General features: G+C 58.8%; 24 protein-coding genes. 13 read left to right on the forward strand and 11 right to left on the reverse strand.

The window, feature by feature from the left end:
* Positions 1–3: 3 nt before the first annotated feature.
* Entirely contained in the window at positions 4–900 is an 897-nt protein-coding gene (locus tag ACR0DJ_RS15470) for a ParB/RepB/Spo0J family partition protein (RefSeq protein WP_170345840.1), read from the forward strand.
* Here the strand turns inward: ACR0DJ_RS15470 and ACR0DJ_RS15475 are convergent.
* The 4 genes from ACR0DJ_RS15475 to rph are packed head-to-tail and all read right to left on the reverse strand — an operon-like array spanning position 890 to position 3714.
* On the reverse strand, positions 890–1243 hold the full coding sequence (locus ACR0DJ_RS15475; RefSeq protein ID WP_170345838.1) for a YbaN family protein: 354 nt from the start codon (positions 1241–1243) through the stop codon (positions 890–892). The two genes, ACR0DJ_RS15470 and ACR0DJ_RS15475, sit on opposite strands and share 11 nt — an antisense overlap.
* Positions 1244–1245: 2 nt before the next feature.
* Positions 1246–2400 carry a radical SAM family heme chaperone HemW gene (hemW, locus tag ACR0DJ_RS15480; RefSeq protein ID WP_480685540.1) on the reverse strand — a complete coding sequence of 385 codons (1155 nt, stop codon included), beginning with the start codon at positions 2398–2400 and terminating at the stop codon, positions 1246–1248.
* Complete coding sequence (gene rdgB / locus ACR0DJ_RS15485) at positions 2390–3004, reverse strand: RdgB/HAM1 family non-canonical purine NTP pyrophosphatase (RefSeq protein WP_257599691.1); 615 nt, start codon at positions 3002–3004, stop codon at positions 2390–2392. The genes hemW and rdgB overlap by 11 nt, the downstream gene beginning before the upstream one ends.
* The gene (rph, locus tag ACR0DJ_RS15490; protein ID WP_425079459.1) at positions 3001–3714 is read right to left on the reverse strand and encodes a ribonuclease PH; all 714 of its coding nucleotides are present in this window, start codon (positions 3712–3714) and stop codon (positions 3001–3003) included. The genes rdgB and rph overlap by 4 nt, the downstream gene beginning before the upstream one ends.
* A 112-nt stretch (positions 3715–3826) precedes the next feature.
* Here rph and hrcA point away from each other — a divergent pair, with 112 nt between their 5' ends.
* Positions 3827–4891, forward strand: a complete 1065-nt coding sequence (gene hrcA, locus ACR0DJ_RS15495; protein ID WP_152459604.1) for a heat-inducible transcriptional repressor HrcA — start codon at positions 3827–3829, stop codon at positions 4889–4891.
* Between the two features lie 10 nt (positions 4892–4901).
* A complete protein-coding gene (locus tag ACR0DJ_RS15500) occupies positions 4902–5465 on the forward strand; it encodes a nucleotide exchange factor GrpE (protein WP_171116719.1) in 564 nt (187 codons plus the stop codon).
* 57 nt (positions 5466–5522) lie between these two features.
* Here ACR0DJ_RS15500 and mutS read toward each other — a convergent pair whose 3' ends face one another.
* Positions 5523–8138, reverse strand: coding sequence for a DNA mismatch repair protein MutS (gene mutS, locus ACR0DJ_RS15505; protein ID WP_480685728.1), 2616 nt, complete (start codon positions 8136–8138; stop codon positions 5523–5525).
* Positions 8139–8299: 161 nt separating this feature from the next.
* Here mutS and ACR0DJ_RS15510 point away from each other — a divergent pair, with 161 nt between their 5' ends.
* Positions 8300–10555: an NADP-dependent malic enzyme gene (locus ACR0DJ_RS15510; RefSeq protein ID WP_171206495.1), complete on the forward strand. Its 2256-nt coding sequence runs from the start codon at positions 8300–8302 to the stop codon at positions 10553–10555.
* A 3-nt stretch (positions 10556–10558) separates the two neighbouring features.
* Entirely contained in the window at positions 10559–11431 is an 873-nt protein-coding gene (locus tag ACR0DJ_RS15515; RefSeq protein WP_170345832.1) for a ribokinase, read from the forward strand.
* Here the strand turns inward: ACR0DJ_RS15515 and msrA are convergent.
* The 4 genes from msrA to ACR0DJ_RS15535 form a co-directional block, all read right to left on the reverse strand.
* Positions 11428–12099, reverse strand: a complete 672-nt coding sequence (msrA, locus tag ACR0DJ_RS15520) for a peptide-methionine (S)-S-oxide reductase MsrA (protein WP_480685542.1) — start codon at positions 12097–12099, stop codon at positions 11428–11430. The genes ACR0DJ_RS15515 and msrA overlap by 4 nt on opposite strands.
* 190 nt (positions 12100–12289) lie before the next feature.
* Positions 12290–12571: an SCP2 sterol-binding domain-containing protein gene (locus tag ACR0DJ_RS15525; RefSeq protein WP_170345830.1), complete on the reverse strand. Its 282-nt coding sequence runs from the start codon at positions 12569–12571 to the stop codon at positions 12290–12292.
* A 79-nt stretch (positions 12572–12650) separates the two neighbouring features.
* Positions 12651–13055: a DUF1810 domain-containing protein gene (locus tag ACR0DJ_RS15530; protein ID WP_480685729.1), complete on the reverse strand. Its 405-nt coding sequence runs from the start codon at positions 13053–13055 to the stop codon at positions 12651–12653.
* 32 nt (positions 13056–13087) lie between these two features.
* Positions 13088–14314 carry an argininosuccinate synthase gene (locus ACR0DJ_RS15535; RefSeq protein WP_480685544.1) on the reverse strand — a complete coding sequence of 409 codons (1227 nt, stop codon included), beginning with the start codon at positions 14312–14314 and terminating at the stop codon, positions 13088–13090.
* A 177-nt stretch (positions 14315–14491) separates the two neighbouring features.
* Here ACR0DJ_RS15535 and ACR0DJ_RS15540 point away from each other — a divergent pair, with 177 nt between their 5' ends.
* Together ACR0DJ_RS15540 and ilvA are read left to right on the forward strand one after the other, a co-directional pair.
* Positions 14492–15223 carry a hypothetical protein gene (locus ACR0DJ_RS15540; RefSeq protein ID WP_480685545.1) on the forward strand — a complete coding sequence of 244 codons (732 nt, stop codon included), beginning with the start codon at positions 14492–14494 and terminating at the stop codon, positions 15221–15223.
* Between the two features lie 58 nt (positions 15224–15281).
* A complete protein-coding gene (ilvA, locus tag ACR0DJ_RS15545) occupies positions 15282–16508 on the forward strand; it encodes a threonine ammonia-lyase IlvA (protein ID WP_170345826.1) in 1227 nt (408 codons plus the stop codon).
* Here ilvA and ACR0DJ_RS15550 read toward each other — a convergent pair.
* On the reverse strand, positions 16505–16834 hold the full coding sequence (locus tag ACR0DJ_RS15550; RefSeq protein ID WP_425079454.1) for an Hpt domain-containing protein: 330 nt from the start codon (positions 16832–16834) through the stop codon (positions 16505–16507). The genes ilvA and ACR0DJ_RS15550 overlap by 4 nt on opposite strands.
* A gap of 163 nt (positions 16835–16997) precedes the next feature.
* Here ACR0DJ_RS15550 and ACR0DJ_RS15555 point away from each other — a divergent pair, with 163 nt between their 5' ends.
* Positions 16998–18272, forward strand: a complete 1275-nt coding sequence (locus ACR0DJ_RS15555) for a PP2C family protein-serine/threonine phosphatase (RefSeq protein WP_480685546.1) — start codon at positions 16998–17000, stop codon at positions 18270–18272.
* Here the strand turns inward: ACR0DJ_RS15555 and ACR0DJ_RS15560 are convergent.
* The gene (locus ACR0DJ_RS15560; protein ID WP_480685548.1) at positions 18269–18712 is read right to left on the reverse strand and encodes an NUDIX hydrolase; all 444 of its coding nucleotides are present in this window, start codon (positions 18710–18712) and stop codon (positions 18269–18271) included. The genes ACR0DJ_RS15555 and ACR0DJ_RS15560 overlap by 4 nt on opposite strands.
* Before the next feature lie 76 nt (positions 18713–18788).
* On the opposite strand from ACR0DJ_RS15560, the gene hslO reads away from it, so the two are divergent.
* The 5 genes from hslO (at position 18789) to ACR0DJ_RS15585 (ending at position 25374) form a co-directional block, all read left to right on the forward strand.
* Complete coding sequence (gene hslO, locus ACR0DJ_RS15565) at positions 18789–19775, forward strand: Hsp33 family molecular chaperone HslO (protein ID WP_224858535.1); 987 nt, start codon at positions 18789–18791, stop codon at positions 19773–19775.
* Positions 19750–20364, forward strand: a complete 615-nt coding sequence (locus ACR0DJ_RS15570; RefSeq protein WP_480685550.1) for a CoA pyrophosphatase — start codon at positions 19750–19752, stop codon at positions 20362–20364. The genes hslO and ACR0DJ_RS15570 overlap by 26 nt, the downstream gene beginning before the upstream one ends.
* Positions 20361–21515, forward strand: a complete 1155-nt coding sequence (locus tag ACR0DJ_RS15575; protein WP_480685551.1) for a CCA tRNA nucleotidyltransferase — start codon at positions 20361–20363, stop codon at positions 21513–21515. The genes ACR0DJ_RS15570 and ACR0DJ_RS15575 overlap by 4 nt, the downstream gene beginning before the upstream one ends.
* A gap of 191 nt (positions 21516–21706) precedes the next feature.
* A complete protein-coding gene (locus ACR0DJ_RS15580; protein ID WP_480685553.1) occupies positions 21707–23545 on the forward strand; it encodes an ABC transporter ATP-binding protein in 1839 nt (612 codons plus the stop codon).
* Positions 23542–25374 (forward strand): ABC transporter ATP-binding protein, encoded by a 1833-nt coding sequence (locus tag ACR0DJ_RS15585; protein WP_480685554.1) that lies wholly within the window; start codon positions 23542–23544, stop codon positions 25372–25374. Before ACR0DJ_RS15580 ends, ACR0DJ_RS15585 begins: the two co-directional genes overlap by 4 nt.
* Positions 25375–25398 lie beyond the last annotated feature (24 nt).

Genomic DNA, 25398 nt, shown 5'->3' on the forward strand with positions numbered 1-25398 from the left:
GACATGAGCGCCAAGAAAGCAAAGTCCAGAGGTTTGGGGCGGGGCCTGTCTGCCCTAATGGCGGATGTGAATCCTGAATCGGAAGGTCGGATTCCAACGGATGCACGCAGACCTGATCTGAAAGTCCCGATTGAAAAACTGAAAGCCAACCCCAACCAGCCGCGCCGGACATTCATGCCCGAGCAGTTGGACGAGCTGGCAGCGTCGGTTAAGGAAAAAGGCATCATTCAGCCGTTGATCGTTCGCGCGACGGGTTCCGACGAATATGAAATCGTCGCGGGGGAACGCCGTTGGCGCGCGGCGCAGATGGCGCAGCTGCATGATATCCCGGTGATTGTACGTGATTTCGATGATACGGAAGTGTTGGAAGTTGCGATTATCGAAAACATCCAACGCGCGGATCTGAACGCTGTGGAAGAGGCCGCCGGCTACAAGCAGTTGATGGACCGGTTTGGTCACACACAGGAAAAGCTCGCCGAGGCCCTGGGTAAAAGCCGAAGCCATATCGCAAATCTTTTGCGGCTTCTGTCCTTGCCGTTGGACGTGCAAACTTTTGTTATTGAAGGTAAATTATCCGCGGGCCACGCAAGGGCACTGATTACGGCGGAAAATCCGTCGGAACTTGCGAAACAGATTGTCAAGGATGGCTTGTCGGTGCGCGCGACCGAGGCTTTGGTCAAAAAACAGCAACAAGGCAGTGCCGAGCGCTCTGCACCTCGCGCCAGAAATCTGGATGCTGGAAAGGATGCAGACACACGTGCGTTGGAAAAAGACCTGTCTGCGATCCTGGCGATGAAAGTGTCGATCAATCACAAGGCCGGAACGGAAACAGGGCAAGTTGTTCTGACCTACGAAAACCTGGATCAGTTGGACGACTTGTGCGCCAAGCTCAGCCGTTAGGCCGTGACCAGATAAAGATCATGACGCCGCCCAGCACAACCGCCTGAATGATCAACACAAAAGGCGGTGCTGACAGCAAAACAGAGAGTCCGAAAACGGCGGCGATCGAGACGGTTGCCGCCCTTTTTGCGACCGGGCGAATGGCACCGGAGCTTTGCCAATCAAGAATCAATGGCCCAAAAAGGTTATGGGTCACAAGCCAATTGTGCAGCCGCGAGGATGAGCGGGCGAAGAAAAACGCGGCAAGCAGAAGAAAAGGCACCGTTGGAAGAAGGGGCAGGACAACCCCAACAGCCGCCATGGCAACACAAAGCAATCCCAGCCCGGCCCAAAGATACTGCATGCTCAGTCCAACAGCTCCCGGATGACTGCGTTCAATACGGCGCGCCCGTCTGATGTGGCGATGAGACGCCCGTTGCTGTGCCGAACCATGTTGATGTCGGTCAGGTGATCTATGGCCTCAGAGGGAAGAGGGCGGCCAGAGAGGGCTTGCCACCTATCTATATCTAGCCCCTCAGCAATTCTCATACCCATCATAAGGTATTCATTTGCCTGATCTTCAAGTGGCAACGCGCTGCGGTTCTTTTCACCATTGCCTTGATTGGCGGCATCAAGCCAACGCTGGGGGTTCAGATGCGTTTCGGTCGCGTATTTCTGACCATTCAGGGTAATCCTCCCATGGGCACCGGGGCCGATGCCGACATAATCGCCGTACCGCCAGTATATCAGGTTGTGCTGCGATTCTGCGCCCGGGCGTGCATGGTTCGAAACTTCATAGGCCGGCAAGCCATGTGCTTCGCATATTTCCTGAGTGACCAGATACATGTCGGCGGCACTGTCATCTTCGGGCAGGCCGCGTAACTTACCTAGGGCATACCGATCCCCAAAGGCCGTCCCGTCTTCGATCGTCAATTGATAGAGCGACAGGTGATCTATGGCCATCGACAGCGCTTCGGTCAGTTCTGTACGCCAGGCGTCCAGCGTCTGGTGTTGGCGCGCATAGATCAGGTCAAAGCTGACCCGGTCGAAACAGGTGCGGGCGATGTCAAAGGCGGCGCGTGCTTCTGCCACGGTGTGGATGCGGCCCAGTCGCCTGAGATCTTCGTCATTCATCGCCTGAATGCCCATCGAAACCCGGTTCACGCCCGCATCGCGATAGGCGGCGAACCGTCCGGCCTCGACCGAACCGGGATTGGCCTCGAGGGTGACTTCCATGTCATTGGCGGGCCGCCAAAGGGCGCGGGCGGTGTCGATCACGGCGGCCACGGTCTCGGGCGCCATCAATGACGGGGTGCCGCCGCCAAAGAAGATCGTGTTCAGAACCCGGTCGGGCGTTTCGGCAGCAGATCGGTGAAGCTCGGATAGATAGGAGTCAAGCCATTGTTTTTGATCAATATTTTTGGAAACATGGCTGTTGAAGTCGCAATAGGGGCACTTGGCCTCGCAAAAGGGCCAATGCACGTACAGGCCAAAGCCCCCGTTGCGCCAATCATCCGCCAAAGCAGCCTTTCACGAACATTTCCACCGCGCGACCGCGATGGCTGATCTTGTTCTTTTCCCAGCGATCCATTTCGGCAAAGGTAATGTCATATCCTTCGGGGACAAACATCGGGTCATAGCCGAACCCGTCCTTGCCACGAATCGGCCAGACCAGATGACCGGGCGCGACGCCTTCGAACACTTCGTCGTGCCCGTCGGGCCAGGCCAGAACCAGTGTGCAGCGGAATTGGGCCGTGCGCGGATGCGGCGCGTTTTTTGCTTCGAGCTCATCATGGGCGCGGGTCATGGCCATCAGAAAATCGCGCCCGTTGCCGGTTTCTGCCCAATCGGCGGTGTAAACACCCGGTGCGCCGTTCAGCGCATCGATCGTGATCCCTGAATCGTCCGACAAAGCGGGCAGGCCGGTGGCTTTGGCGGCCGCATGGGCCTTGATCCGCGCATTGCCGACAAAGGTGTCCTCGGTCTCTTCGGGTTCTGGCAGGTTCAGTTCGCCGGCACCGACGACTGTCACGCCGAAGGGCTCGAGCAGATGCGCCATCTCCTCGAGCTTGCCTTTGTTGTGGGTGGCGACCAGCAATCTGTCGCCGTCGAACTTGCGGGTCATGCGGTGGCGGCCTTTTGCGCGGCCGCCAGTTCCGACACGCCTTTTTCCGCCAGATCCATCAGTTGATCCATTTGGGCGCGGCTGAAGACCGAGCCTTCGGCGCTCATCTGTACTTCGATCAGTTTGCCGGATCCGGTCATGATGAAGTTGCCATCTACGCCCGCTTCGCTGTCTTCGGGGTAATCAAGGTCCAGCACCGGCTGACCTGCATAAATACCACAGGACACGGCCGCGACCGGATCAACCAGCGGGTCCGAGATCACATCGCCGGCCTTCATCAACTTGTTCACCGCCAGCCGCAGCGCGACCCAGCCGCCGGTGATCGAGGCGCAGCGGGTGCCGCCATCGGCCTGGATCACATCACAGTCCACGGTGATCTGACGCTCACCCAGAGCAACCCGATCAACGCCGGCACGCAGGGCGCGGCCGATCAGGCGCTGGATTTCGACCGTACGACCCCCCTGTTTGCCCGCGGCCGCCTCGCGCCGCATCCGCGTATTGGTGGCGCGGGGCAACATGCCGTATTCGGCTGTGACCCATCCCAGGCCCGAGCCCTTGATAAACGGCGGCACGCGATCTTCGATCGTGGCGGTGCACAAAACATGCGTGTCGCCCATTTTGATCAGGCAGGAACCTTCGGCATGTTTCGTGACTCCCGTCTCGATTGAAACGGCGCGCATTTCACTTAAATCTCTTCCAGAGGGTCGCATCGGAATTCCTTTGTTTGCTGGGTTGGGGATAACGCCCCGCAGCGTTACGATGCAACCCCGATTGACCTTTCATTTGCCTGCTATTTAATGACAAGCGAGCAGGGGAACACGGATGAGCGAAGCGAGCAAGATACTGGACGAGATGAACGACCGGTCACGAGAAGTGTTCCGGCTGATTGTCGAGAGCTATCTGGAAAGCGGAGAGCCCGTCGGCAGCCGTACTTTGACACGTACGTTGTCCGAAAAAGTCAGCGCCGCAACTGTCCGCAATGTGATGCAGGATCTGGAGTTTCTGGGCCTTCTGGACAGCCCCCATGTCAGCGCCGGTCGAATCCCGACGCAGCAAGGTCTGAGAATGTTTGTGGACGGATTGCTTGAGGTCGGCGACCTGGGTGCAGATGACCGGCAGAAACTGGAACAGACACTAGGCTCTAACACGGGTGATGTTGGTGGAATGCTGGACCGTGTCGGGTCTGCCTTGTCAAACGTGACACAAGGGGCTTCGCTGGTTCTGACGCCCAAGCATGAATCGGAAATCAAGCATATCGAATTTGTTTCTCTGGGCCATGACCGGGCTTTGGTGGTTTTGGTTTTCTCGGACGGACATGTGGAAAACCGGCTGTTCACGCCGCCGCCCGGGCAAACGCCCAGTTCAATGCGCGAGGCCGCGAATTTCCTGAACGCACTTATCGAGGGGCGGACACTCAGCGAAGTGCGGCGGCAGATGCAGACTCAGATCGATGCGCGTAAGCAGGAAATCGACACCCTGGCGCGTGAGATGGTCGAAAGCGGAATGGCCGTTTGGGACGGAGACGGAAGCGACTCGGCCCGATTGATCGTGCGCGGGCGCGCGAATCTTTTGAACGAACCCGGTCAGGCCGAGGAACTTGACCGCATCCGCACCCTGTTCGATGACCTTGAACGCAAGCGAGACATCGCCGAATTCCTTGAATTGACCGAAGAAGGCGAGGGTGTGCGCATTTTTATCGGGTCTGAGAACAAACTTTTCTCACTTTCGGGTTCCTCTTTGGTGGTGTCTCCTTATATGAACGCTGATCGAAAGATAATCGGTGCGGTTGGGGTTATCGGACCCACCCGTCTGAATTATGGGCGGATCGTACCGATCGTGGATTATACGGCGCAACTGGTCGGCAAGCTGATATCCGACCGGAGCTAGAGGGTAAAAGATGGCAGAGCCGAAGAACGAAGATTTTCTGGACGATATCGCAACCGCCGAGGCCGAAGAGCTGGCCGAAGAGCTGATGGATATCAGCGAAGAAGAACTGGAACTGGACGCGCTGCGGGCCGAACGGGATGACTATAAAGACAAGTTCATGCGCGCGCTGGCGGATGCCGAAAACATGCGCAAGCGCAGCGACAAGGCGCGCCGCGATGCGGAACAGTATGGCGGGTCCAAGCTGGCCCGCGATATGCTGCCCGTCTATGACAACATGAAGCGCGCCCTTGAAGCTGCGACGGATGAGCAAAAAGAAGTGGCTGCTGGTTTGCTGGAAGGCGTCGAATTGACCATGCGCGCTTTGAAGGACGTGTTCCAGAAGCACGGAATCGAAGTGATCACACCCGAAGTGGGCGACCGGTTTGATCCGAACGTGCATGAGGCCATGTTCGAGGCACCTGTTCCCGGAACCAAGGCAGGAGACATCATTCAGGTGTCCGCCGAAGGGTTCATGTTGCACGATCGTCTGCTGCGCCCGGCACAGGTGGGCGTGTCGTCAACCCCGGCAAGCTGATACGCGCCCAAGGGCACGGCCTTCGGCGAGAGTATTTGGGAAAAGATGAAGGGGCGGTCAGGATCTGGCCGCCTCTTTCAGTTTGTAGATCAGATCGAGGGCTTCGCGCGGGGTCAGGTCGTCCGGCAGGATCTGGTCCAGCATATCGGTGACGGGCGATGCTTTCGGGACCGGCGGCGGCGGGGGTGGTGCGGCGGAAAACAGCGGCAGATCATCGATCAACGCCTTTTGTTTGCCGCCCTCGCGCTCGGTCTTCTCCAGCTGGTTCAGTACCACACGGGCGCGCTCGACCACGGATGCGGGCAGCCCGGCCAATTGCGCGACCTGCACGCCATAGGAGCGGTCGGCGGCGCCCTTGTGGACCTCGTGCAGGAATATCACCTCGCCGTCCCATTCCTTGACCGCGACAGTGGCGTTTTCGACGCCCTCCAGCTTGCCGGCCAGCGCGGTCAGCTCGTGGTAATGGGTGGCGAACAGCGCACGGCAGCGGTTGGCGCCGTGCAGATGTTCCAGCGTGGCCCAGGCGATGGACAGGCCGTCATAGGTGGCGGTGCCACGCCCGATTTCGTCGAGGATCACCAGCGCCCGGTCATCGGCCTGGTTGAGGATGGCGGCGGTTTCGACCATCTCGACCATGAATGTCGACCGGCCCCGCGCCAGATCGTCAGAGGCGCCCACGCGGCTGAAAAGCTGGCTGACCACGCCGATATGAGCCTGCTCGGCCGGGACGTAGCTGCCCATCTGGGCCAACAGGGAGATCAGCGCATTCTGGCGCAGGAAGGTCGATTTACCGGCCATGTTCGGGCCGGTCAGCAGCCAGATGGCGGCGCCGTCCTCGGCGCTGAGGTCGCAGTCATTGGCGATGAAGGCATCACCGGACTGCTGGCGCAGCGCGTGCTCCACCACCGGGTGGCGGCCCGCGACGATATCAAAGGCGCGCGAGCCGTCCACCTGTGGGCGGCACCAGTTCTCTCCCCGCGCCAGATCGGCCAGCGCGGTGGTCAGGTCCAGCTCGGCCAGCCCGCGCGCAGCCTGATTGATGCGGGCGGCTTGCGCCAGAATCTCATCAGAAAGCCTTTGATAGAGCCGCTTTTCGATTTCCAATGCCAGGTTGCCGGCATTCAGGATGCGGGTTTCGATCTCGCTGAGTTCAACCGTGGTGAAGCGCACCTGGTTGGCGGTGGTCTGACGGTGGATATAGGTCTCGGAAAAGGGCGGGTTCAGCATCTTCTCGGCGTGGGTGGCCGTGGTTTCGATGAAATAGCCCAAAACGTTGTTGTGCTTGATCTTCAACGAAGCGATGCCGGTATGTTCCGCATATTTCTGCTGAAACCCGGCAATGACCGAGCGGCCTTCGTCGCGCAGGGTGCGGGCCTCGTCCAGTTCGGCGTCGAAACCCGGCGCGATGAAGCCGCCATCGCGCGCCAGCAGCGGCGGGTCGGCGACCAGCGCCTGATCCAGGAGGTCGAGCAGATCGTCAAAGCCCACGAGGTTCTGCACCGCAGTCGCCAGCAGCACGGGCAGGTCCTGACCTTCGCAGATCTCGGCAATTGCCTGCGCCTGCGCCAGCCCGTTGCGGATGGCGGCCAGATCGCGCGGGCCGCCTCGGTCCAGCGACAGGCGAGACAGGGCGCGGTCCAGATCCGGCGTTTTCCGCAATGCTTCACGCAGGTCTGACGCGACAAGACTGTATTCGGCCGCAAAGCTCACCGCGTCCAGTCGGGCGTGAATGACATCCAGATTGCGTGAGGGGCTGGACAGGCGTTGCTCAAGCAAACGCGCACCGCCCGGGGTCACGGTTCGATCGACTACCGAAAGCAGTGAACCGGCACGCCCGCCAGCCAGGGACCGGGTCAGCTCCAGATTGCGGCGCGTTGCAGCGTCGATCTGTACAACGCGGTCTTCGGATTCCTTCAGTGGCGTTTGCAACAGGGGCAGTTTACCCTTCTGTGTGATCTCCAGATAGTCGATCAGCGCGCCCATCGCGGACACTTCGGCGCGTCCAAAGCTTCCGAAAGCATCCAGCGCACCCACGTGAAACAACCCGCAGATGCGTTTTTCAGCCGCCGTGCTGTCAAAACTGGCCCGCCCGACCGGGGTGATGGAAATACCCAAGTCACGGACCGGCTCGTTCAGTTTGTCTTGCATGCCATCAGCCACGATCAGTTCCGACGGCGCCAGTCGGGCCAGCTCGGGGCTCAGCCGGACCGAGGTCAGCGGCATCACGTGGAACGCCCCGGTCGAAATGTCGGCCCAGGCCAGCGCGGCCTCATCCCGGACTTCGGCATAGGCGGCCAGAAAGTTGTGGCGGCGGGCTTCCAACAGCGCGTCTTCGGTCAGGGTGCCGGGGGTGACAAGGCGCACGACATCACGCTTTACGACTGATTTAGAGCCTCTTTTCTTGGCCTCGGCCGGGCTTTCCATCTGCTCGCAGACAGCCACGCGAAAGCCCTTGCGGATCAGCGTCAGCAGGTAGCCCTCGGCGGAATGCACCGGCACTCCGCACATCGGAATGTCTTCGCCATTGTGCTTGCCACGTTTTGTCAGGGCGATGTCCAGCGCCTCGGCGGCGTTGACGGCGTCTTCAAAAAACATCTCATAGAAATCGCCCATGCGGTAAAACAGCAGGGCATCCGCGTGGGCCTCTTTGATTTCCAGGTATTGCGCCATCATCGGCGTGACATTGGACAAGGCTGCTCCCCTCTGGCGTATTCCGGCGCGACCTTACAAACCCGGCCCCTGCGACGAAAGGTGAAAACGTATTGTCGTTGAGACGCGCCTTTGCCTGCGCTATGAGGCAAAAGCCCAACAGATGTAAAGAAACGACATATCCGATGCCCAAAGCGAAGATCACCAAAGAAGAGGCGCTGGCCTTTCACCTCGACCCGACCCCCGGCAAGTGGGAGGTGCAGGCAACCGTCCCGATGACCACGCAGCGGGATCTTTCGCTTGCCTACAGCCCGGGTGTGGCCGTTCCATGTGAAGCAATCGCCGAGAACCCAGAAACCGCCTATGACTATACCAACAAGGGCAACCTGGTGGCCGTTATCTCGAACGGGACGGCGGTGCTGGGGCTTGGCAACCTTGGCGCGCTGGGCTCGAAACCGGTGATGGAGGGGAAATCCGTTCTGTTCAAACGGTTCGCCGACGTGAACTCGATCGATATCGAGCTGGATACAGAAGACCCGGATGAGTTCTGCCGCGCGGTTCGACTGATGGGGCCGACCTTCGGCGGGATCAACCTGGAAGACATCAAGGCGCCCGAGTGTTTCATCATAGAACAGCGCCTTAAGGAAGAGATGGACATCCCCGTCTTTCACGACGACCAGCACGGCACGGCGGTGATCTGTGCGGCGGGGCTGATCAACGCGCTGCATATTTCGGGCAAGAAGATCGAGGATGTGAAGATCGTTCTGAACGGGGCCGGTGCGGCAGGGATCGCCTGTATTGAACTGCTCAAATCCATGGGCGCGCGGCACGAGAACTGTATCGTCTGTGACACCAAGGGCGTGATCTACCAGGGCCGGACCGAGGGCATGAACCAGTGGAAGTCGGCCCATGCGATCACCACGGATCTGCGTACTCTGGAAGAGGCCATGAAGGGCGCGGACGTCTTTCTTGGTGTTTCGGTCAAGGGCGCGGTCACGCAGGAGATGGTCGCAAGCATGGCCGACAATCCGGTGATCTTTGCCATGGCCAACCCCGATCCGGAAATCACCCCGGAAGAGGCGCACGAGGTCCGCGTGGACGCCATCGTGGCGACCGGGCGCAGCGACTATCCCAACCAGGTCAACAACGTTCTGGGCTTTCCCTATTTGTTCCGCGGCGCGCTGGACATTCACGCGCGTGCCATCAATGACGAGATGAAGATCGCCTGTGCCCATGCACTGGCCAATCTGGCGCGCGAAGACGTACCGGATGAGGTCGCGATGGCTTATGGCAAATCGCTGACCTTCGGGCGCGACTACATCATTCCCACGCCGTTTGATCCGCGCCTGATCCACCGTATTCCGCCCGCTGTTGCCAAGGCGGGGATGAATACCGGCGCGGCCCGCCGTCCGATCATCGACATGGATGCGTATGAGCTGAGCCTGAAGTCCAGGATGGACCCGACCGCAAGCATTCTGCGCGGGCTGAACGCCCGGGCGCGACAGGCGCAAGGCCGCATGATTTTTGCCGAGGGCGATGACCCCCGCGTGCTGCGTGCGGCGGTCATGTATCAGCGCTCGGGCTTCGGAAAGGCGCTGGTCGTTGGTCGCGCCGATGACGTCAAAATCAAACTTGAGGCTGCCGGGCTCGGAGATGCTGTGCGTGAGCTGGAGGTGGTGAACGCCGCCAACACCACTCACCTCGATACCTATAAGGAATTCCTCTATAAACGCCTGCAACGTAAGGGGTTTGACCGCAAGGATATCCACCGTCTGGCCGCGCGCGACCGACATGTGTTTTCGTCTCTGATGCTGGCACATGGGCATGGCGATGGTCTGGTTACGGGCGCAACCCGGAAATCAGCGCATGTGTTGGATCGGATCAATCACGTCTTTGACGCGGATGCGGCTCATGGCGCTGCTGGTGTCACGGCATTGCTGCACAAGGGCCGGATCGTCCTGATAGGTGATACGCTGGTTCACGAATGGCCGGATGAGAATGATCTGGCCAATATCGCGGAACGCGCAGCCGCCGTTGCCCGCCATATGGGTCTGGAGCCGCGCGTTGCTTTCGTCAGCTTCTCGACCTTTGGCTATCCGGTGTCGGAACGTGCGGAAAAAATGCATGTCGCACCGGAAGTTCTGGACGGGCGTGGTGTGGATTTCGAATACGAAGGCGAGATGACCGTCGATGTTGCCCTGAACATGGATCAGCAAGAAGCTTATCCATTCTCGCGCCTGACCGGTCCTGCGAACATTCTGATCGTTCCCGCGCGGCATTCGGCCAGCATCTCGACCAAGCTGATGCAGGAAATGGGCGGTGCCACCGTGATCGGGCCGATCCTGTCGGGTGTCGACAAGCCGATTCAGATTTGCTCGACCGTCTCGACAGCGAACGATATTCTGAACATGGCCATTCTGGCCTCGTGCGACATCGGATAAACCATGACGATCTGGAACCTCGGCTCGATCAACGCGGATATGGTCTATGACCTGCCGCATCTGCCTGCGCCGGGGGAAACTCTGGCCGCCCACGGGCTGGATCGGTTCCTTGGCGGAAAAGGTGCCAATATGTCAGTGGCGGCTGCGCGGGCCGGATCGCGCGTCAGCCATATCGGTGCCGTCGGGCATGATGGCCGCTGGGCGAAGGACCGACTGACGGAATATGGCGTGGACACACGCTATATCTCGGAGGTGGACCTGCCGACGGGGCACGCGATCATTGCGGTGGACGCCGAGGGCGAGAATCTGATCATCCTCTATCCGGGGGCCAACCATGCCTTGGATATCAGCCATCTTGGGCAGGCCCTGTCATCGGCAAGCACCGGTGATCTGCTGATCTTGCAGAATGAAACCAACGCACAGGTCGAAGCCGCGCAGTTGGGGCGCAAACTTGGACTGACCGTATGTTACGCCGCCGCACCGTTTCAGGCACAGGCGGTTCAGGCGGTTCTGCCCTATCTGGATTTCCTGATCCTGAACGAGATCGAGGCCGAACAACTGCGGCAGGAAACCGGGATGGGTGCGGCTGACCTGCCCGTGCGACATGTCATTGTCACGCTGGGCTCAAAAGGTGCCCGGTATTTGCAGCAGGGCAAAGACCCGGTGGAATTTGCGGCCCACAAGGTTCAGGCCGTGGATACCACCGGGGCAGGTGATACATTTACCGGCTACGTGCTGGCTGGAATGGATCGCGGAATGCCGATGGAACAGGCCATTCTGCAAGCGAACCGCGCCGCTGCCCTGATGGTCACGCGGCACGGAACCGCGGATGTCATTCCTGACCTGAGAGAAGTGCGCGACGCGACCTTTGATTAAGACCCGGCGAAAGGCGCATCTGAACCCCAAAGCTGTTTGACACGCGCGTCACGGCCACAGGCTTTGCGATATGCTTTATAGGCGTTGTGCTGACGTTTGGGCCCAAAGCGGGTAAGGATCAGCTTGTTCCCTTTGTAGTAATCCTGATGATAGGCCTCGGCAGGGTAAAACGTGCCCGCCTTCAGGATCGGGGTGACAACATTTTGACCCAGGGCTCGTTGTGCTTCTTTCTTCGCCTGTTCAGCCAACGCTTTTTCGCCTGTGTTAGAGACGAATATCGCAGTTCGATAGCTGTCGCCCCGGTCGCAGAACTGGCCGCCGGCGTCCGTCGGATCAACCGAACGGAAGAACATGTTCAGCAGTGTTTCACGTGAGACGCGGGCCGGGTCAAAAGTGATCTGAACCGCTTCATAATGGCCGGTGCCACCTTTGGAGACCTGATCATAGGTGGGGTTGGCGGATTTGCCGCCGGTATAGCCCGACACGGCCCCGATAACGCCCGGTACAGATTCAAAATCGGACTCGACACACCAGAAACACCCCCCTGCAACTGTCAGCGTTTCGGCACCTGCCGCGGGGGCAGGCAGGGCGCGCAACATCATCGCAAGTGTGATCAGGGCAAACAAAATGGCCGGTTTGAAGGCGTCCAGATAAGCAGTCCGTGACATGTCGGGTCTCCTTTCCGCACCAAGGTGACCCGAACCCGGATGACATTCAATTGCCTGACATCTGATGTCACGGGCTGGTGAGGCAAGTTTATCGGCGCCGGATGTCGGTGGAACACCTTGCGCCGAGCCGTCTTGGCGGTGGGACAGGGTGCCCCGGCGGGGGGCAGTCCGCGATGAACCTGCTTTCGGCTTAACCCAGCAACTGCCCCAGTTTCATCGCAACGCCCATATTGCCCGAGATTTTGAGCTTGCCCAAAGCGACACCTGTCATCGGGTTCAGTTTTCCGGTCAAAAGCTTGGTCAGGTTGTCCTGCGAGATGCGGATCGTGCAATCCGTTTCCTGATCCAGTGTCGATGCCTGACTGTCGGCCAGAACAATCACGCCGTCCTCGCCACAATCGAATTTCAATGAGCCGTCAAAGGTTTTGCCGTTCAGGCCTTTTTGAATTTCGTCGGCGATATGCTGAAGCATCCGGGTTCCTTTCGCAGTTTCCGAATGCGTAAAGCGTCAGGTATCGAACAGGCAAGGCTGACCCAACTGGAACTTCCGATCACGATGCGCCAAGGCTCTGAACGGTTCGTGCGCAAGGCTCGCCGTCGTAGAAAGCATCAAGAACGGCCTGAAACTCTGCCGGAGCATCTGCCACCGAGGAAAACAATGTCATCGAAGAGCGAAGCTTTTTTGCGTCAATCCCGCCCAGAATGTCGCTGGCGTCGCGCCCCTGATGCAGCAACATCAACGAGGCCGCTTGTGTCAGACGGCGGCGCAGTACGGGGTGGTTCAGATAGCGCGTGGCTTCGTCCAGATCTTCGATGCCGTAAAGCTGCGCCATATGGGACTGGCCCAGCTCGGCCAGTTGCGGAAACACGAACCACATCCAGTGGCCGGTTTTCTGCCCCTGTTCCAGTTCGCGCAGGACATCGGCCCAAACCGTGTCCTGCGCCTCGATGAACATATCGAGTTCGTCGTCGTTATCGTCTTCGTCGATCACTTGGACAAACGCTTGTCACGTGCGGCCAGCAGTTTCAGACGCAGCGCGTTCAGCTGGATGAAGCCTGCCGCGTCGGTCTGATCATAAGCACCTGCATCTTCTTCAAAAGTGACATGTGCCTCGGAATACAGCGAGTGATCCGACCAGCGGCCCACGGTCGAGGCCAGACCCTTGTACAGCTTCACCCGTACGGTGCCGGTGACATGTTCCTGGCTCTTGTCGATGGCGGCTTGCAGCATCTCACGTTCAGGTGAGTACCAGAAGCCGTTGTAGATTAGTTCCGCATATTGCGGCATCAACTGGTCTTTCAGGTGCATCGCGCCGCGGTCCATGGTGATGGATTCGATGCCGCGATGCGCCTCAAGCAGGATGGTGCCGCCGGGCGTCTCATAGATACCGCGCGACTTCATGCCCACGAAACGGCCTTCCACAAGGTCCAGACGACCGATGCCGTGCTTGCCGCCATATTCGTTCAGCTTGGTCAGCAGGGTGGCCGGGCTCATCGCCTCGCCATTGATGCTGACCGCGTCGCCTTTTTCAAAGCCGATCTCGATGAACTCCGGCTCATTCGGGGCATCTTCGGGGTGGACGGTGCGCTGATAGACATAGTCTGGCGCCATATCCGCAGGGTCTTCCAGAACCTTTCCTTCGGACGAGGTGTGCAGCAGGTTGGCATCGACCGAGAAGGGCGCCTCGCCGCGCTTGTCCTTGGCGATCGGGATCTGGTTCTGTTCGGCAAACTCCAGCAGCTTGGTGCGGCTGGTCAGGTCCCACTCGCGCCAGGGTGCGATCACTTTGATATCGGGGTTCAGTGCGTAAGCCGCCAGTTCGAACCGCACCTGATCGTTGCCCTTGCCGGTCGCACCGTGGGCGACCGCATCGGCACCCGTCGCTTCGGCGATCTCAACCAGACGCTTCGAGATCAGCGGCCGCGCGATGGACGTGCCCAGAAGGTACAGACCCTCGTACTGCGCATTGGCGCGGAACATCGGGAAGACGAAATCGCGCACGAATTCTTCGCGGATGTCCTCGATATAGATGTTCTCGGGCTTGATCCCCAGCAGCTCGGCCTTTTTGCGAGCAGGCTCCAGTTCCTCACCCTGACCCAGATCGGCGGTGAAGGTAACGACCTCACAACCATACTCGGTCTGCAGCCATTTCAGAATGATCGAGGTATCAAGGCCACCGGAATAGGCCAGAACAACTTTCTTGGGCGCGGACATCTGACTTCCCTTTATGCGTAGAACGATTGGCCCCTAGCGGGTTTTGCGCGCGGGGGCAAGTTGTGAGGATTGACGCAGTACCTGAATTGGGGTGAAACGGGTGCAGAGAATAACAAGCATTGGTTGAAGGGGCGGTTTCAAATGTTGGGATGGCAGATTTTCTTGCATTCTGTGCGGATGGTATTTGGAAACATCAAGCAGGTGCTACAGATTGCGGTTGGCCCTGCCCTGATTGCGACGATCATCATCGTGGGCGTGTTCTTGGCGCTTGGTATTCCGCTTGAGGCACTTGAAGACAACGCAGGCGCGTTGCCGTCAGGTGCAACCGCAGGTTCAGTATTTGTTTTTGTGGTCGTTTTGCTGGCGGTAATGTCCGTCACGATGTTCTGGATTGCGGTGTCATGGCACCGCTTCATCCTGTTGGAGGAGTATCCCACGGGAATACTCCCGACATTCCGCTTCGACAGGATTCTTGCCTATTTCGGTCGCTTTCTGATGTTGGGGATTTTGATGGTGATCGCTTATATCCCCATGGGTCTGGTCGCTGCTGCACAAGGCGAAGGTCTTGCGGGGCTTTGGTTCATTCTGATGATTGTTTACACCGTTTTTCTGGTCGTGTGCTTCTATCGCCTTTCAATTATTCTGCCCGCGGCGGCGATAGGAAATCCCATATCGATCGGTGAGGCATGGAACAACACATCCGGGGTCAGCGGTGCAATCTTGTTGCTGCTACTCGTCGCCCTCCTTTTCCAGATTCTGGTGCAGCTGGCTTTCGCCCTTCTGGCAATAATACCTGTGCTGGGCGTATTGCTGACCGTGTTCTTTGGCACGCTCATTCTGCCGATGATCAATGTCAGTATCCTGACCACGATGTACGGAATCTTCATCGAAAAACGCGAACTGTCCTGAGCGGCGTACACATATGTATTCCTTGCCCTTATCGCGATGATGGGGCAGGGAAACGGGCATGACTGATTTCATGACCCGCGCCCGCGCCGCCGAACAGGCGATGCGCTCTGTGTTTCCGGCGACGCCATTGCAGCGGAATGCCCATCTGTCTGACCGCTACGGCGCCGATATCTGGCTCAAGCGCGAGGACCTCAGCCCGGTGCGGTCCTACAAGATCCGCGGTGCGTTCAACGCCATGCGCAAGCAGCAGGGGCAGGACCTGTTCGTCTGTGCCAGCGCGGGCAACCACGCGCAGGGCGTGGCGTTCATGTGCAAGCATCTGGACGTCAAAGGCGTGATCTTCATGCCGGTGACGACCCCGCAGCAGAAAATTCAAAAGACCCGCATTTTCGGCGGCGACAATATCGAGATTCACCTCACCGGCGACTATTTCGATGACACGCTGGCCGCCGCGCAAGCGTGGTGCACACAGCAGGGCGGGTATTTTCTGTCTCCGTTTGACGACGTGGATGTAATCGAAGGCCAGGCATCATTGGCGGTCGAGATCGAAGAGCAAATGGGCGGTGTGCCGGATCACGTCGTTCTGCCGGTTGGCGGCGGCGGCATGTCCTCGGGCGTGGCCACGTGGTTCGGGGATCGCAGCCATTGTCTGTTTGTCGAACCGGCCGGAGGTGCCTGTTTGCGCGCTGCGCTGGCTGCGGGCCATCCTGTGTCGCTGGATCATGTGGATACCTTTGTCGATGGCGCTGCGGTTGGACGGATCGGTGAGAAACCGTTCGAACTGCTGAAATCACGCCATCTGTCGGATGTGCTGGTTCTGTCCGAGGACCGAATCTGCACCACCATGATCGAGATGCTGAATGTCGAAGGCATTGTTCTGGAGCCCGCTGGCGCGCTGGCGATCGAAGCGGTGGGCGATATCCAAAGCTTTGTACGGGGCAAAACCGTGGTCTGTGTAACGTCGGGCGGCAATTTCGATTTCGAACGCCTGCCCGAGGTCAAAGAACGCGCCCAACGCTATTCCGGGGTGAAGAAGTATTTCATCCTGCGCCTGCCGCAGCGCCCCGGCGCGTTGAAAGAGTTTCTGGGTATTCTGGGCCCCGAGGACGATATCGCCCGTTTTGAATACATGAAAAAATCGGCGCGCAATTTCGGGTCGGTCCTGATCGGGATCGAAACCCGCAAGCCTGAAAACTTCATGCGTCTGTTCGCGCATCTGGATGAGGCAGGGTTCACCTACACCGATATAACCGAAGACGAAACGCTGGCGCAGTTCGTGATTTAATCCAGATTCTGGCGCAGATCAGCCTCGAATTTCTGTTTCGAGCTGTCAAATACGGCCAGAATAGCGGGCAGATCGACATCCTCGCCCTGACCCGCGGCCGCCTGCCGTTCGCCGTCCTGACAGAGTTTCGAGAACTGATCGAATCCAAGACTGAGCGCGCTGCCTTTCAGGAAGTGCAGGTTCTGTTCCAGTTCGGACCGGCTTGTATCCTGATGCAGGCGGGCGATGACCTCCTGCACTTCTTCCAGAAAGATGTCGACCACTTCATCAAACTCATCCGGGCCAACCTCGTCCCGCAATTGTCGGACTCTGCCCCAGTGGATCATACTGCGTCACCTGCCGTTGAACATGCGTTTTCAGGAATAGGCAACAGCAGTAAAAACCGGGTTAACGGCCAAGCGGGATTGCTGCCTTCGGTCTTCACCGGATGTTAAAACCGCCGCCACTAGGATCGCCCTGTGTGAATGAACGCATCAGGTCAGAGGGTAAATGGTGCCAAGGGCGAGTCTTGAGGAAACCAGATCAGATCTGGATTTCGGCGCGATCCGTAAGGTGCTGGTTGTTGATGACAGCCGTCTACAGCGGCGCATCCTGGTCGCATCGCTCAGAAAATGGGGCTTTGAGGTGGTCGAGGCCGATACGGGCGATGCCGCTTTGGCGCATTGTCTGGACGATCCGCCCGATCTTGTTCTCAGCGATTGGGTCATGCCGGGGATGAGCGGGCTTGAGTTCTGCAATGCGTTTCGCGCCCTGGATTCCGATCAATATTGTTATTTCATCCTCCTGACTTCCAAAAGTGAAAAGCAGGAGGTTGCGCGCGGGCTGGATGCCGGGGCAGACGATTTTCTGATCAAACCCCTTGAGGCGGATGAATTGCGGGCGCGCATATCCGCAGGCGCGCGCATTCTGGACATGCAGCGCGAGCTTTCGCAGAAAAACCGCCTGATTGAATCCGCACTGGAAGAACTCAGGCTGGCGCATGACGCGATCGACAAGGACCTCATGCAGGCCCGTAAAATCCAGGAATCGCTGGTTCCGGAGTTTACGCGGAGCTTTGGAAAATCCCGGGTCAGCCTGTTGTTGAAACCCTGCGGCCATATCGGTGGGGACCTTGTTGGCATGTTCTCGCCCGGGGTCAATCGGCTGGGGTTCTACAGCATAGATGTATCCGGGCATGGCATCACCTCGGCCATGATGACGGCGCGTCTGGGCGGTTATCTTTCCAGCAAGCATTTCGATCAAAACGTCGCAATGGAGAAGAGGTTCAACAAATTCTACGCTCTGCTGCCTCCGGAAGATGTCGCCAGTATGCTCAATTCCCGATTGATGGCGGATGAAGGGATCGAGGAATATTTCACGATGGTCTACGCCATTGTGGATCTTCGAAACGGGCATCTCAAGATGGTGCAGGCCGGGCATCCGCACCCGCTTCTGCTGCGGCAGGATGGCAGCACTGAATTTCTGGGTGATGGCGGGTTGCCGATCGGGCTGATCGAAGACGCGAGCTTTCAGCAAATCGAGATTCAAATGAAACCTGGCGACAAGTTGTTGGTGTATTCGGACGGGTTTACCGAATGTCAGCTTGCCGAAGGCGGTTTGCTGGAGGAAGACGGTTTGCGGCAGATGGCCCAGCAGTGCATTTCTGAAAAGGGCGGGTCGGAGTTTCTGGACGACATGTTCTGGCGATTGACCCAGGAGATTTCGCCCAAAGATGGCATTGGGGATGACGTATCCGCCGTTTTCTTTGAATATAACGGGCCTTAAAGCGAATTGAGATGCATTTCCGCAAAGTGCCGGTCACCGTCATTGCCCAGCAATTCAACAGCATCGGTGGCTTCCATCCACAGTGCTTCGTGGAATGCCTCGCTCGGCGGGCCTTTGCGGCGTACGGGGCGGGCGCGGTAGATCAGGCAGACCTTTTCGGCCCACAGATCGTATTCGGGCATATAGGTAAACCGACGGAAAGCGCCGACGCGACGCGGGTTGGCAACGTGCCACCCGGTTTCTTCATAGACTTCGCGATGCAAGGCCGAAATCGGTGATTCGCCCGGATCGATGCCTCCACCCGGCAATTGCAGATCCGGGCCCGGCTCGGTCTGACAGGTCAACAGCAACTGGCCGCCACGTGGCAAAAGGGCATATACGCCAACCCTTCGGGTGTATTTCCGCCCCGTCTCGGGGGTTTCACCGAACCGCCTGATCATGTATGGCCCCTTTCAACCCGATCTGTACGACCTATATGGTGCCGGTATGCCAACCCGTGGCGTGTAAGGAAACCCCATGTCTCTTGGAACAAAAATCGCGTGGGACGATACCGTCCTGCCCTTTCAACTTGATGCATCCGACATGCGCGGTCGCGTGGCCCGTCTGGATGGCGTGCTGGATGGTATCCTGAAACAGCATGACTATCCTGAACAGGTCGAGGCGCTTGTGGCCGAGATGGCCTTGCTGACCGCGTTGATCGGCCAAACGGTTGCGCTGCGCTGGAAACTGTCGTTGCAAGTACAGTCCAAAGGGGCGGTGCGCATGATCGCAACCGACTATTATGCGCCGCAGGAAGAGGGCCAGCCCGCCCAGATTCGGGCTTATGCCAGCTTTGACCGGGACCGGCTTTCCAATTCCGCGCCTTTCGATCAGGTGGGTGAAGGGTATTTTGCCATCATGATCGATCAGGGTGAGGGCACGCAGCCGTATCAGGGCATTACCCCACTGGCCGGTGGATCGCTGAGTGCCTGCGCCGAGGCGTATTTTGCGCAATCCGAACAGCTGCCGACGCGGTTCTCGCTGAGCTTCGGCAAATCGACCGAGCCGGGCGTGGGCGAGCATTGGCGTGCAGGCGGCATCATGCTGCAACACATGCCCAAAGCGTCGCCCTTTGCCGCGTCGGGCGAAGGAACCGGCGACATCCTGACCGCTGCCGACCTGGTCGATGGCGAAGAAGGCGAAAACTGGGGTCGCGTCAATATCCTGCTGGATACTGTCGAGGAATTGGAGATGATCGGCCCCTCTGTTGCGCCGACCGACCTTCTGGTTCGCCTGTTTCACGAGGAACAGCCACGTGTCTATGATGCGCAATCTGTGCAATTTGGCTGCACCTGTTCCGAGGATCGTGTGCGACAGAGCCTGTCGATCTATTCGGCCAAGGATATCGAAAAGATGACCACGCCCGAGGGCGAGGTCACCGCGGATTGTCAGTTCTGCGGGGCTCATTATGTGTTGGACCCGGCAACTGTCGGGTTCGATGCCGAAGACCCCAAAGGTGCATGACCCGGTTGAAAAGATCCGGGCGGCCCTGCGCCGCCCCGGTCAAGGATCAAGCGACTTTGACCTGAACCCGGATACCGTTCTGCCGCCCGGACGACGGTTGCGACCCGCCGGTGTTCTGGTGGCCATTTCCCTGGTGGACGACACACCGCAGGTCATCCTGACCAAACGCTCATCCGCGCTGAAACATCACCCGGGCCAGATCGCCTTTCCCGGTGGCAAACAGGACGAAACTGATGCCGATGTTACGGCTGCGGCTCTGCGGGAAGCTCAGGAAGAGATCGGCCTGCCCCCGGGAATGCCCGAAATCCTGGGATTTCTGCCGACGCATGAAACCGTGACCTCGTTCACGGTGACACCGGTTGTCGCAGTTTTGCGGGACAGGTTCCAACCCGTGCCTGAACCCGGCGAAGTGGACGAAGTTTTCTCGACCCCCCTTGCCCATCTTTTGAATCCTGAGAATTATCTGGTCGAGTCGCGCCGATGGCGTGGCCAGAGACGCAGATACTACGCAGTTCCGTACGGCCCCTATTACATTTGGGGCGCGACCGCCCGCATATTGCGCGGGCTTGCAGCACGGGTGAATGAATGATGCTGATTAACGAAGCCTGGATCAGTGAACCAGCGACCCAAAAGGTCTGTTCGGCGCTGACCTCATCCGGGGCTCAGGCGCTTTTCGTGGGTGGATGCGTGCGCAACGCGCTGCTTGGCGCACCAGTGTCGGATATCGACATTGCCACCGATGCAAAGCCCGGGCAGATCGTCGAATTGACGCAGGCTGCCGGGCTCAGGGCCATTCCGACCGGCATCGAGCATGGTACGATCACAGTGGTCAGCGCGGGTATCCCGCACGAGGTCACCACCTTCCGCCGTGACGTGGAAACCGACGGGCGACGCGCGGTCGTGGCTTTTTCCGATCACGTCGAAGAAGACGCGGCGCGACGGGATTTCACCATGAACGCGCTCTACGCCCAACCCGATGGCACAGTGCTGGACCCTCTCGGTGGTTTTCCCGACCTCGAGGCCCGGTTGGTGCGGTTCATCGGAACCGCCGAGAACCGCATTCGCGAGGACTATCTCCGTTCGCTTCGCTACTTTCGTTTTCACGCCTGGTACGGGGATCCGGATGGCGGTTTCGACCCCGATGCGCTGGCCGCCATCGGCGCCAATCTTGACGGGCTGGAGTCGTTGTCGCGCGAGCGGGTCGGGGCAGAGCTGCTGAAATTGCTGGCATCGCCTGATCCGGCCCCCGCCATTGCGACCATGCGCAGTACCGGTGTTTTGGCCCGGGTGTTGCCGGGTGCGGACGACCGGTCTTTGGCCCCTTTGATCGCGCTGGAACAGGCGGCTGGCGCCGATCCCGATCCGGTGCGTCGCCTGGCAGCTATTGCCACGCCCGATGATGCCGCGACTTTGCGGTTGAGCCGTTCGCAGTTGCAACGCCTGACAAGGATGCGTGAAGAGGCACAGGCCGAAACCAGTATAGCTGAACTGGGATACCGCTATGGCGACGAAGGCGGATTGCACGAAACGCTTTTGCGCTGCGCCTTTCTGGAACAACCCTGGTCCGAAGATTTGCGGCGCGATCTGCACGCCGGGGCAGCAGCGCGTTTCCCTGTCCAGGCCAGGGATCTGATCCCCAACTTCACAGGCCCGGCGCTGGGCAAGAAGCTGGCCGAGCTGGAAAAACGCTGGATCGCTTCCGGTTTTGCGCTGTCTCGCGAAGAGTTGCTGGCACACTAGTGCGAAGTCTCAAAAAGGGATGACAACTTTGATCCTTTGTGCTTAGGTGCGCCTGTTACATGGATGGAGGACTGCGAATGTATTACGGGATCTGGTTCGGCTAAAGCCGGGACACTTGCCCCGTAAAGGGTGGTGTTCAGGCGCCATCTTTCTTCGCACGTCTTTGTTTCTGCTCAATCGGAGCACTCTCCATGTTTCGCTATTTCGAAAACCTTGTTGACCCTTTTGTTGCCTACCGCGAGGCTGACATTCCGCCGACGCGCTTGTGGCCCTTTATGCTGGACTATTCGCGACCGTTCTTTCGGGTATTTGTATGGGCGGCGCTGATTTCCATTGTCGTCGCGGGTGTTGAAATCGGGCTGATCTACTACATGGGTCGCGTAGTGGATCTGTTGGCCGGCACGCCGGCAGATGTCTGGCAAAATCACGGAACGGAATTGTTGTTGATGGCGGCCTTTGTATTGCTGTTGCGTCCGCTTCTGCATTTGGTCGACGTACTTCTGCTGAACAATACGATTTTGCCGAACTTTGGTACGCTGATCCGTTGGCGTGCGCACAAACACGTGTTGCGTCAGTCGGTTGGCTGGTTCGAAAACGACTTTGCCGGGCGGATTGCAAACCGGATCATGCAGACACCGCCCGCGGCGGGCGAAGTGGTCTTTCAGGTATTTGACGCGATTTCATTTTCGCTGGCCTATCTGATTGGTGCGGCGATCCTGCTGTATGCGGCGGATCCGCGTTTATTGATCCCGCTGCTGATCTGGTTTGCGTTCTATGCGGCACTGGTTCGTTGGACCGTTCAGCGTGTCGGCCCGGCGTCAAAGGCGGCATCGGACGCGCGTTCGACGGTCACGGGACGGGTCGTGGACAGCTATACCAACATCCATTCGGTCAAAATGTTTGCCCATGGCCCGCAAGAGCTGGACTATGCCCGTGAAGCGATCGAGGAAACCCGCCGGACATTTCAGATCGAAATGCGGATTTTCACCATCATGGATGCCGTTCTGGTCACTTTGAACGGCATGCTGATCGTGGGTGTTGTGGGCTGGGCGATCGCGTTGTGGATGCAGGGCAGCGCTTCGGTCGGAGTTGTTGCAGCGGCCACGGCGCTGACCCTGCGCCTGAACGCCATGACCGGATGGATCATGTGGGCCCTGACCAGCTTTTTTCGCCAACTTGGTATCGTGGCCGAGGGGATGGAGACCATTGCCCAGCCCATCGATTTGATCGACGCACCTGATGCAAAACCCTTGCGGCTCGGCAAGGGAGAGATCCAGATCCGCGACCTCTCGCATCACTATGGACGCGAGGCCGGCGGTTTGGACCATATCAACCTGACCATCCAACCGGGTGAAAAGATTGGCCTGATCGGTCGCTCCGGCGCTGGCAAGTCAACCCTGGTAAAGCTGCTGTTGCGGTTCTACGACGTCGAACGCGGTGCGATTTATATTGATGGTCAGAACATTGCGAACGTCACCCAGGACAGTCTGCGCAGCCATATCGGTATGGTTCAACAAGACAGCGCCTTGCTGCATCGCTCGGTCCGCGACAACATCCTTTATGGCAGGCCGGATGCGTCCGAGGCGCAGATGATCGCCGCCGCCAAGCAGGCCGAAGCGCATGAGTTCATCCTCGACTTGCAAGATCCGCAGGGTCGGACCGGGTACGACGCGCATGTCGGTGAACGGGGGGTGAAACTGTCAGGTGGTCAGCGGCAGCGCGTGACGCTGGCGCGGGTGATCCTGAAGGATGCGCCGATCTTGTTGTTGGATGAGGCGACTTCCGCCCTAGATTCCGAGGTCGAAGCGTCAATTCAGGAAACCCTCTACGGCATGATGCAAGGAAAAACCGTGATCGCCATCGCCCACAGGCTCAGCACCATCGCGCAGATGGATCGCATTCTGGTTATGGATGCAGGCCGTATCGTCGAGGAAGGCACGCATTCCGATCTTCTGGCGCAGGGTGGCCTTTACGCCCAATTCTGGGCGCGGCAATCTGGTGGCTTCATGAACCCGGAGGCCGCTGAATGAGGATTGCCGATCTCATCTATCCGTTCAGGAACATCGAAACGCCCCCACCGCAGACGTTGGGGGCGTTCATCCGCTGGAGCCTGTCCGGGGCGTGGCCGATGCTGTTTGTTGCGGCGTTCTTCTCGGCCATTGCAGGCGCGATGGAGGCGGGGACAGCATGGATTCTGGGCCGCGTGATTGATGTAGCGACCGCCAGCGGGCCCGAGAATTTTCTGACCGCTTCCAATATGTGGATGATCCTCGGTGCGGTCGCCTTCTTCATGTTGCTTCGCCCGATCCTGTTTGGCCTGTCATCCTTGTCGAACAATTACATTGTCATGCCAAACATCACACCTTTGGTTCTGGCCAAGCTGAACCGTTGGACCCTGGGTCAGTCGGTGACCTATTTCGACGATGATTTTGCCGGTCGGATCGCGCAAAAGCAGATGCAGACATCGAACGCGATGGCATCGGTGGTGTCGGAAACCATCAGCGCGATTGTGTTTGCCCTGGCGTCTCTGATGGGGTCTTTGCTTTTGTTAGGGTCTATTCATCCTTTGGTGATGCTGCCCTTCGCGGCATGGCTGGCGGTGTATTTCATGCTGGTGCGCTGGTATCTGCCGCGCATCCGCAAACGTTCCGCCGCGCGGGCCGGGGCGCGGGCGATGGTGTCCGGGCAGGTGGTCGATACGATCACCAACATCAAGACCGTGAAGCTGTTCGCCCACTCAGAATTCGAAGATCAGGCGGCGCGCGAATCGATGGTGGATCTGCGCGAAAAATCGCTGGATTTTGGCAAGTTGTCGGCCAGTTTCCGGTTCATCCTGATGACGCTGGCCGGTGTCCTGCCCGTCTTGCTGCTGGGCGCGACCTTGTGGCTGTGGCAGGGCGGCATGGCGACCGCCGGGGATATCGTGGCTGCCGGGGCTGTTTCGATCCGTATTGCTCAGATGACCGGTTGGGTCAGTTTCACCTTGATGGGGCTGTATGCCAATGTCGGTGAAATCGAAAACGGGATGAAAACGCTGACCAAGCGTGACCGGGTCGAAGATATGCGCGGGGCTAAGGACCTTGATGTGACCGAAGGGTCGATTTCATTCGACGGCGTCAGCTTCGCCTATGGTCGCGATATCGGTGGCGTCACGGATTTGACCCTGACCGTCAACCCGGGTGAAAAACTGGGCATCGTCGGTGCCTCGGGGGCGGGGAAATCCACGCTCGTTTCGCTGTTGCTCAGGCTCTATGACAAGGAAAGTGGCGCCATTCGCATCGACGACCAGGACGTGTCGCAGGTGACGCAGGACAGCCTGCGCCGACAGATCGGTATGGTTACGCAGGAAACGGCGATGTTCAACCGGTCTGCTCGTGAGAACATTCTGTATGGCCGGCCGGCCGCCTCAGAGGCCGAGATGATCGAGGCCGCAAAGAAGGCCGAAGCGCATGACTTCATCCTGAGTCTTGAAGATGCTCATGGTCGTAAGGGCTATGATGCCCATCTGGGGGAGCGGGGCGTGAAACTCAGCGGCGGGCAGAGACAACGGATCGCTCTGGCGCGCGCCATTCTGAAAGATGCCCCAATTCTGGTTCTCGACGAAGCGACATCGGCGCTGGATTCCGAAGTTGAAGCCTCGATTCAGACCGCGCTGCATCGGGTGATGCAGGGCAAAACCGTGCTGGCCATTGCGCACCGTCTGTCCACGCTCAGCGAAATGGACCGGATTGTTGTTTTGGACCAGGGACGGATCGTGGAAACCGGAACCCATGAGGCGTTGCTGGACCTGGGCGGGCTGTATGCGCGGTTCTGGCACCGCCAGTCGGGCGGGTTCATTCAGGCAGAAGCTGCGGAATAAGGGTTTTTTTGCTGTGAAAGCCCG

It is taken from the genome of Ruegeria sp. BF10, from assembly GCF_056538725.1.

Bases quoted from the DNA above. Each gene is read 5' to 3' on its own strand.
- ACR0DJ_RS15540 (WP_480685545.1), top strand. From the start codon at position 14,492: ATGGTATTTGGAAACATCAAGCAGGTGCTACAGATTGCGGTTGGCCCT.
- ACR0DJ_RS15470 (WP_170345840.1), top strand. From the start codon at position 4: ATGAGCGCCAAGAAAGCAAAGTCCAGAGGTTTGGGGCGGGGCCTGTCT.
- hrcA (WP_152459604.1), top strand. From the start codon at position 3,827: ATGAGCGAAGCGAGCAAGATACTGGACGAGATGAACGACCGGTCACGA.
- ACR0DJ_RS15555 (WP_480685546.1), top strand. From the start codon at position 16,998: ATGGTGCCAAGGGCGAGTCTTGAGGAAACCAGATCAGATCTGGATTTC.
- ACR0DJ_RS15530 (WP_480685729.1), bottom strand. From the start codon at position 13,055: ATGTTCATCGAGGCGCAGGACACGGTTTGGGCCGATGTCCTGCGCGAA.
- ACR0DJ_RS15515 (WP_170345832.1), top strand. From the start codon at position 10,559: ATGACGATCTGGAACCTCGGCTCGATCAACGCGGATATGGTCTATGAC.
- rph (WP_425079459.1), bottom strand. From the start codon at position 3,714: ATGCGACCCTCTGGAAGAGATTTAAGTGAAATGCGCGCCGTTTCAATC.
- ilvA (WP_170345826.1), top strand. From the start codon at position 15,282: ATGACTGATTTCATGACCCGCGCCCGCGCCGCCGAACAGGCGATGCGC.
- ACR0DJ_RS15525 (WP_170345830.1), bottom strand. From the start codon at position 12,571: ATGCTTCAGCATATCGCCGACGAAATTCAAAAAGGCCTGAACGGCAAA.
- ACR0DJ_RS15580 (WP_480685553.1), top strand. From the start codon at position 21,707: ATGTTTCGCTATTTCGAAAACCTTGTTGACCCTTTTGTTGCCTACCGC.
- mutS (WP_480685728.1), bottom strand. From the start codon at position 8,138: ATGATGGCGCAATACCTGGAAATCAAAGAGGCCCACGCGGATGCCCTG.
- msrA (WP_480685542.1), bottom strand. From the start codon at position 12,099: ATGTCACGGACTGCTTATCTGGACGCCTTCAAACCGGCCATTTTGTTT.
- ACR0DJ_RS15550 (WP_425079454.1), bottom strand. From the start codon at position 16,834: ATGATCCACTGGGGCAGAGTCCGACAATTGCGGGACGAGGTTGGCCCG.
- ACR0DJ_RS15535 (WP_480685544.1), bottom strand. From the start codon at position 14,314: ATGTCCGCGCCCAAGAAAGTTGTTCTGGCCTATTCCGGTGGCCTTGAT.
- ACR0DJ_RS15560 (WP_480685548.1), bottom strand. From the start codon at position 18,712: ATGATCAGGCGGTTCGGTGAAACCCCCGAGACGGGGCGGAAATACACC.
- ACR0DJ_RS15510 (WP_171206495.1), top strand. From the start codon at position 8,300: ATGCCCAAAGCGAAGATCACCAAAGAAGAGGCGCTGGCCTTTCACCTC.
- ACR0DJ_RS15500 (WP_171116719.1), top strand. From the start codon at position 4,902: ATGGCAGAGCCGAAGAACGAAGATTTTCTGGACGATATCGCAACCGCC.
- hslO (WP_224858535.1), top strand. From the start codon at position 18,789: ATGTCTCTTGGAACAAAAATCGCGTGGGACGATACCGTCCTGCCCTTT.
- rdgB (WP_257599691.1), bottom strand. From the start codon at position 3,004: ATGACCCGCAAGTTCGACGGCGACAGATTGCTGGTCGCCACCCACAAC.
- ACR0DJ_RS15585 (WP_480685554.1), top strand. From the start codon at position 23,542: ATGAGGATTGCCGATCTCATCTATCCGTTCAGGAACATCGAAACGCCC.
- ACR0DJ_RS15570 (WP_480685550.1), top strand. From the start codon at position 19,750: ATGCCGAAGACCCCAAAGGTGCATGACCCGGTTGAAAAGATCCGGGCG.
- ACR0DJ_RS15575 (WP_480685551.1), top strand. From the start codon at position 20,361: ATGATGCTGATTAACGAAGCCTGGATCAGTGAACCAGCGACCCAAAAG.
- ACR0DJ_RS15475 (WP_170345838.1), bottom strand. From the start codon at position 1,243: ATGCAGTATCTTTGGGCCGGGCTGGGATTGCTTTGTGTTGCCATGGCG.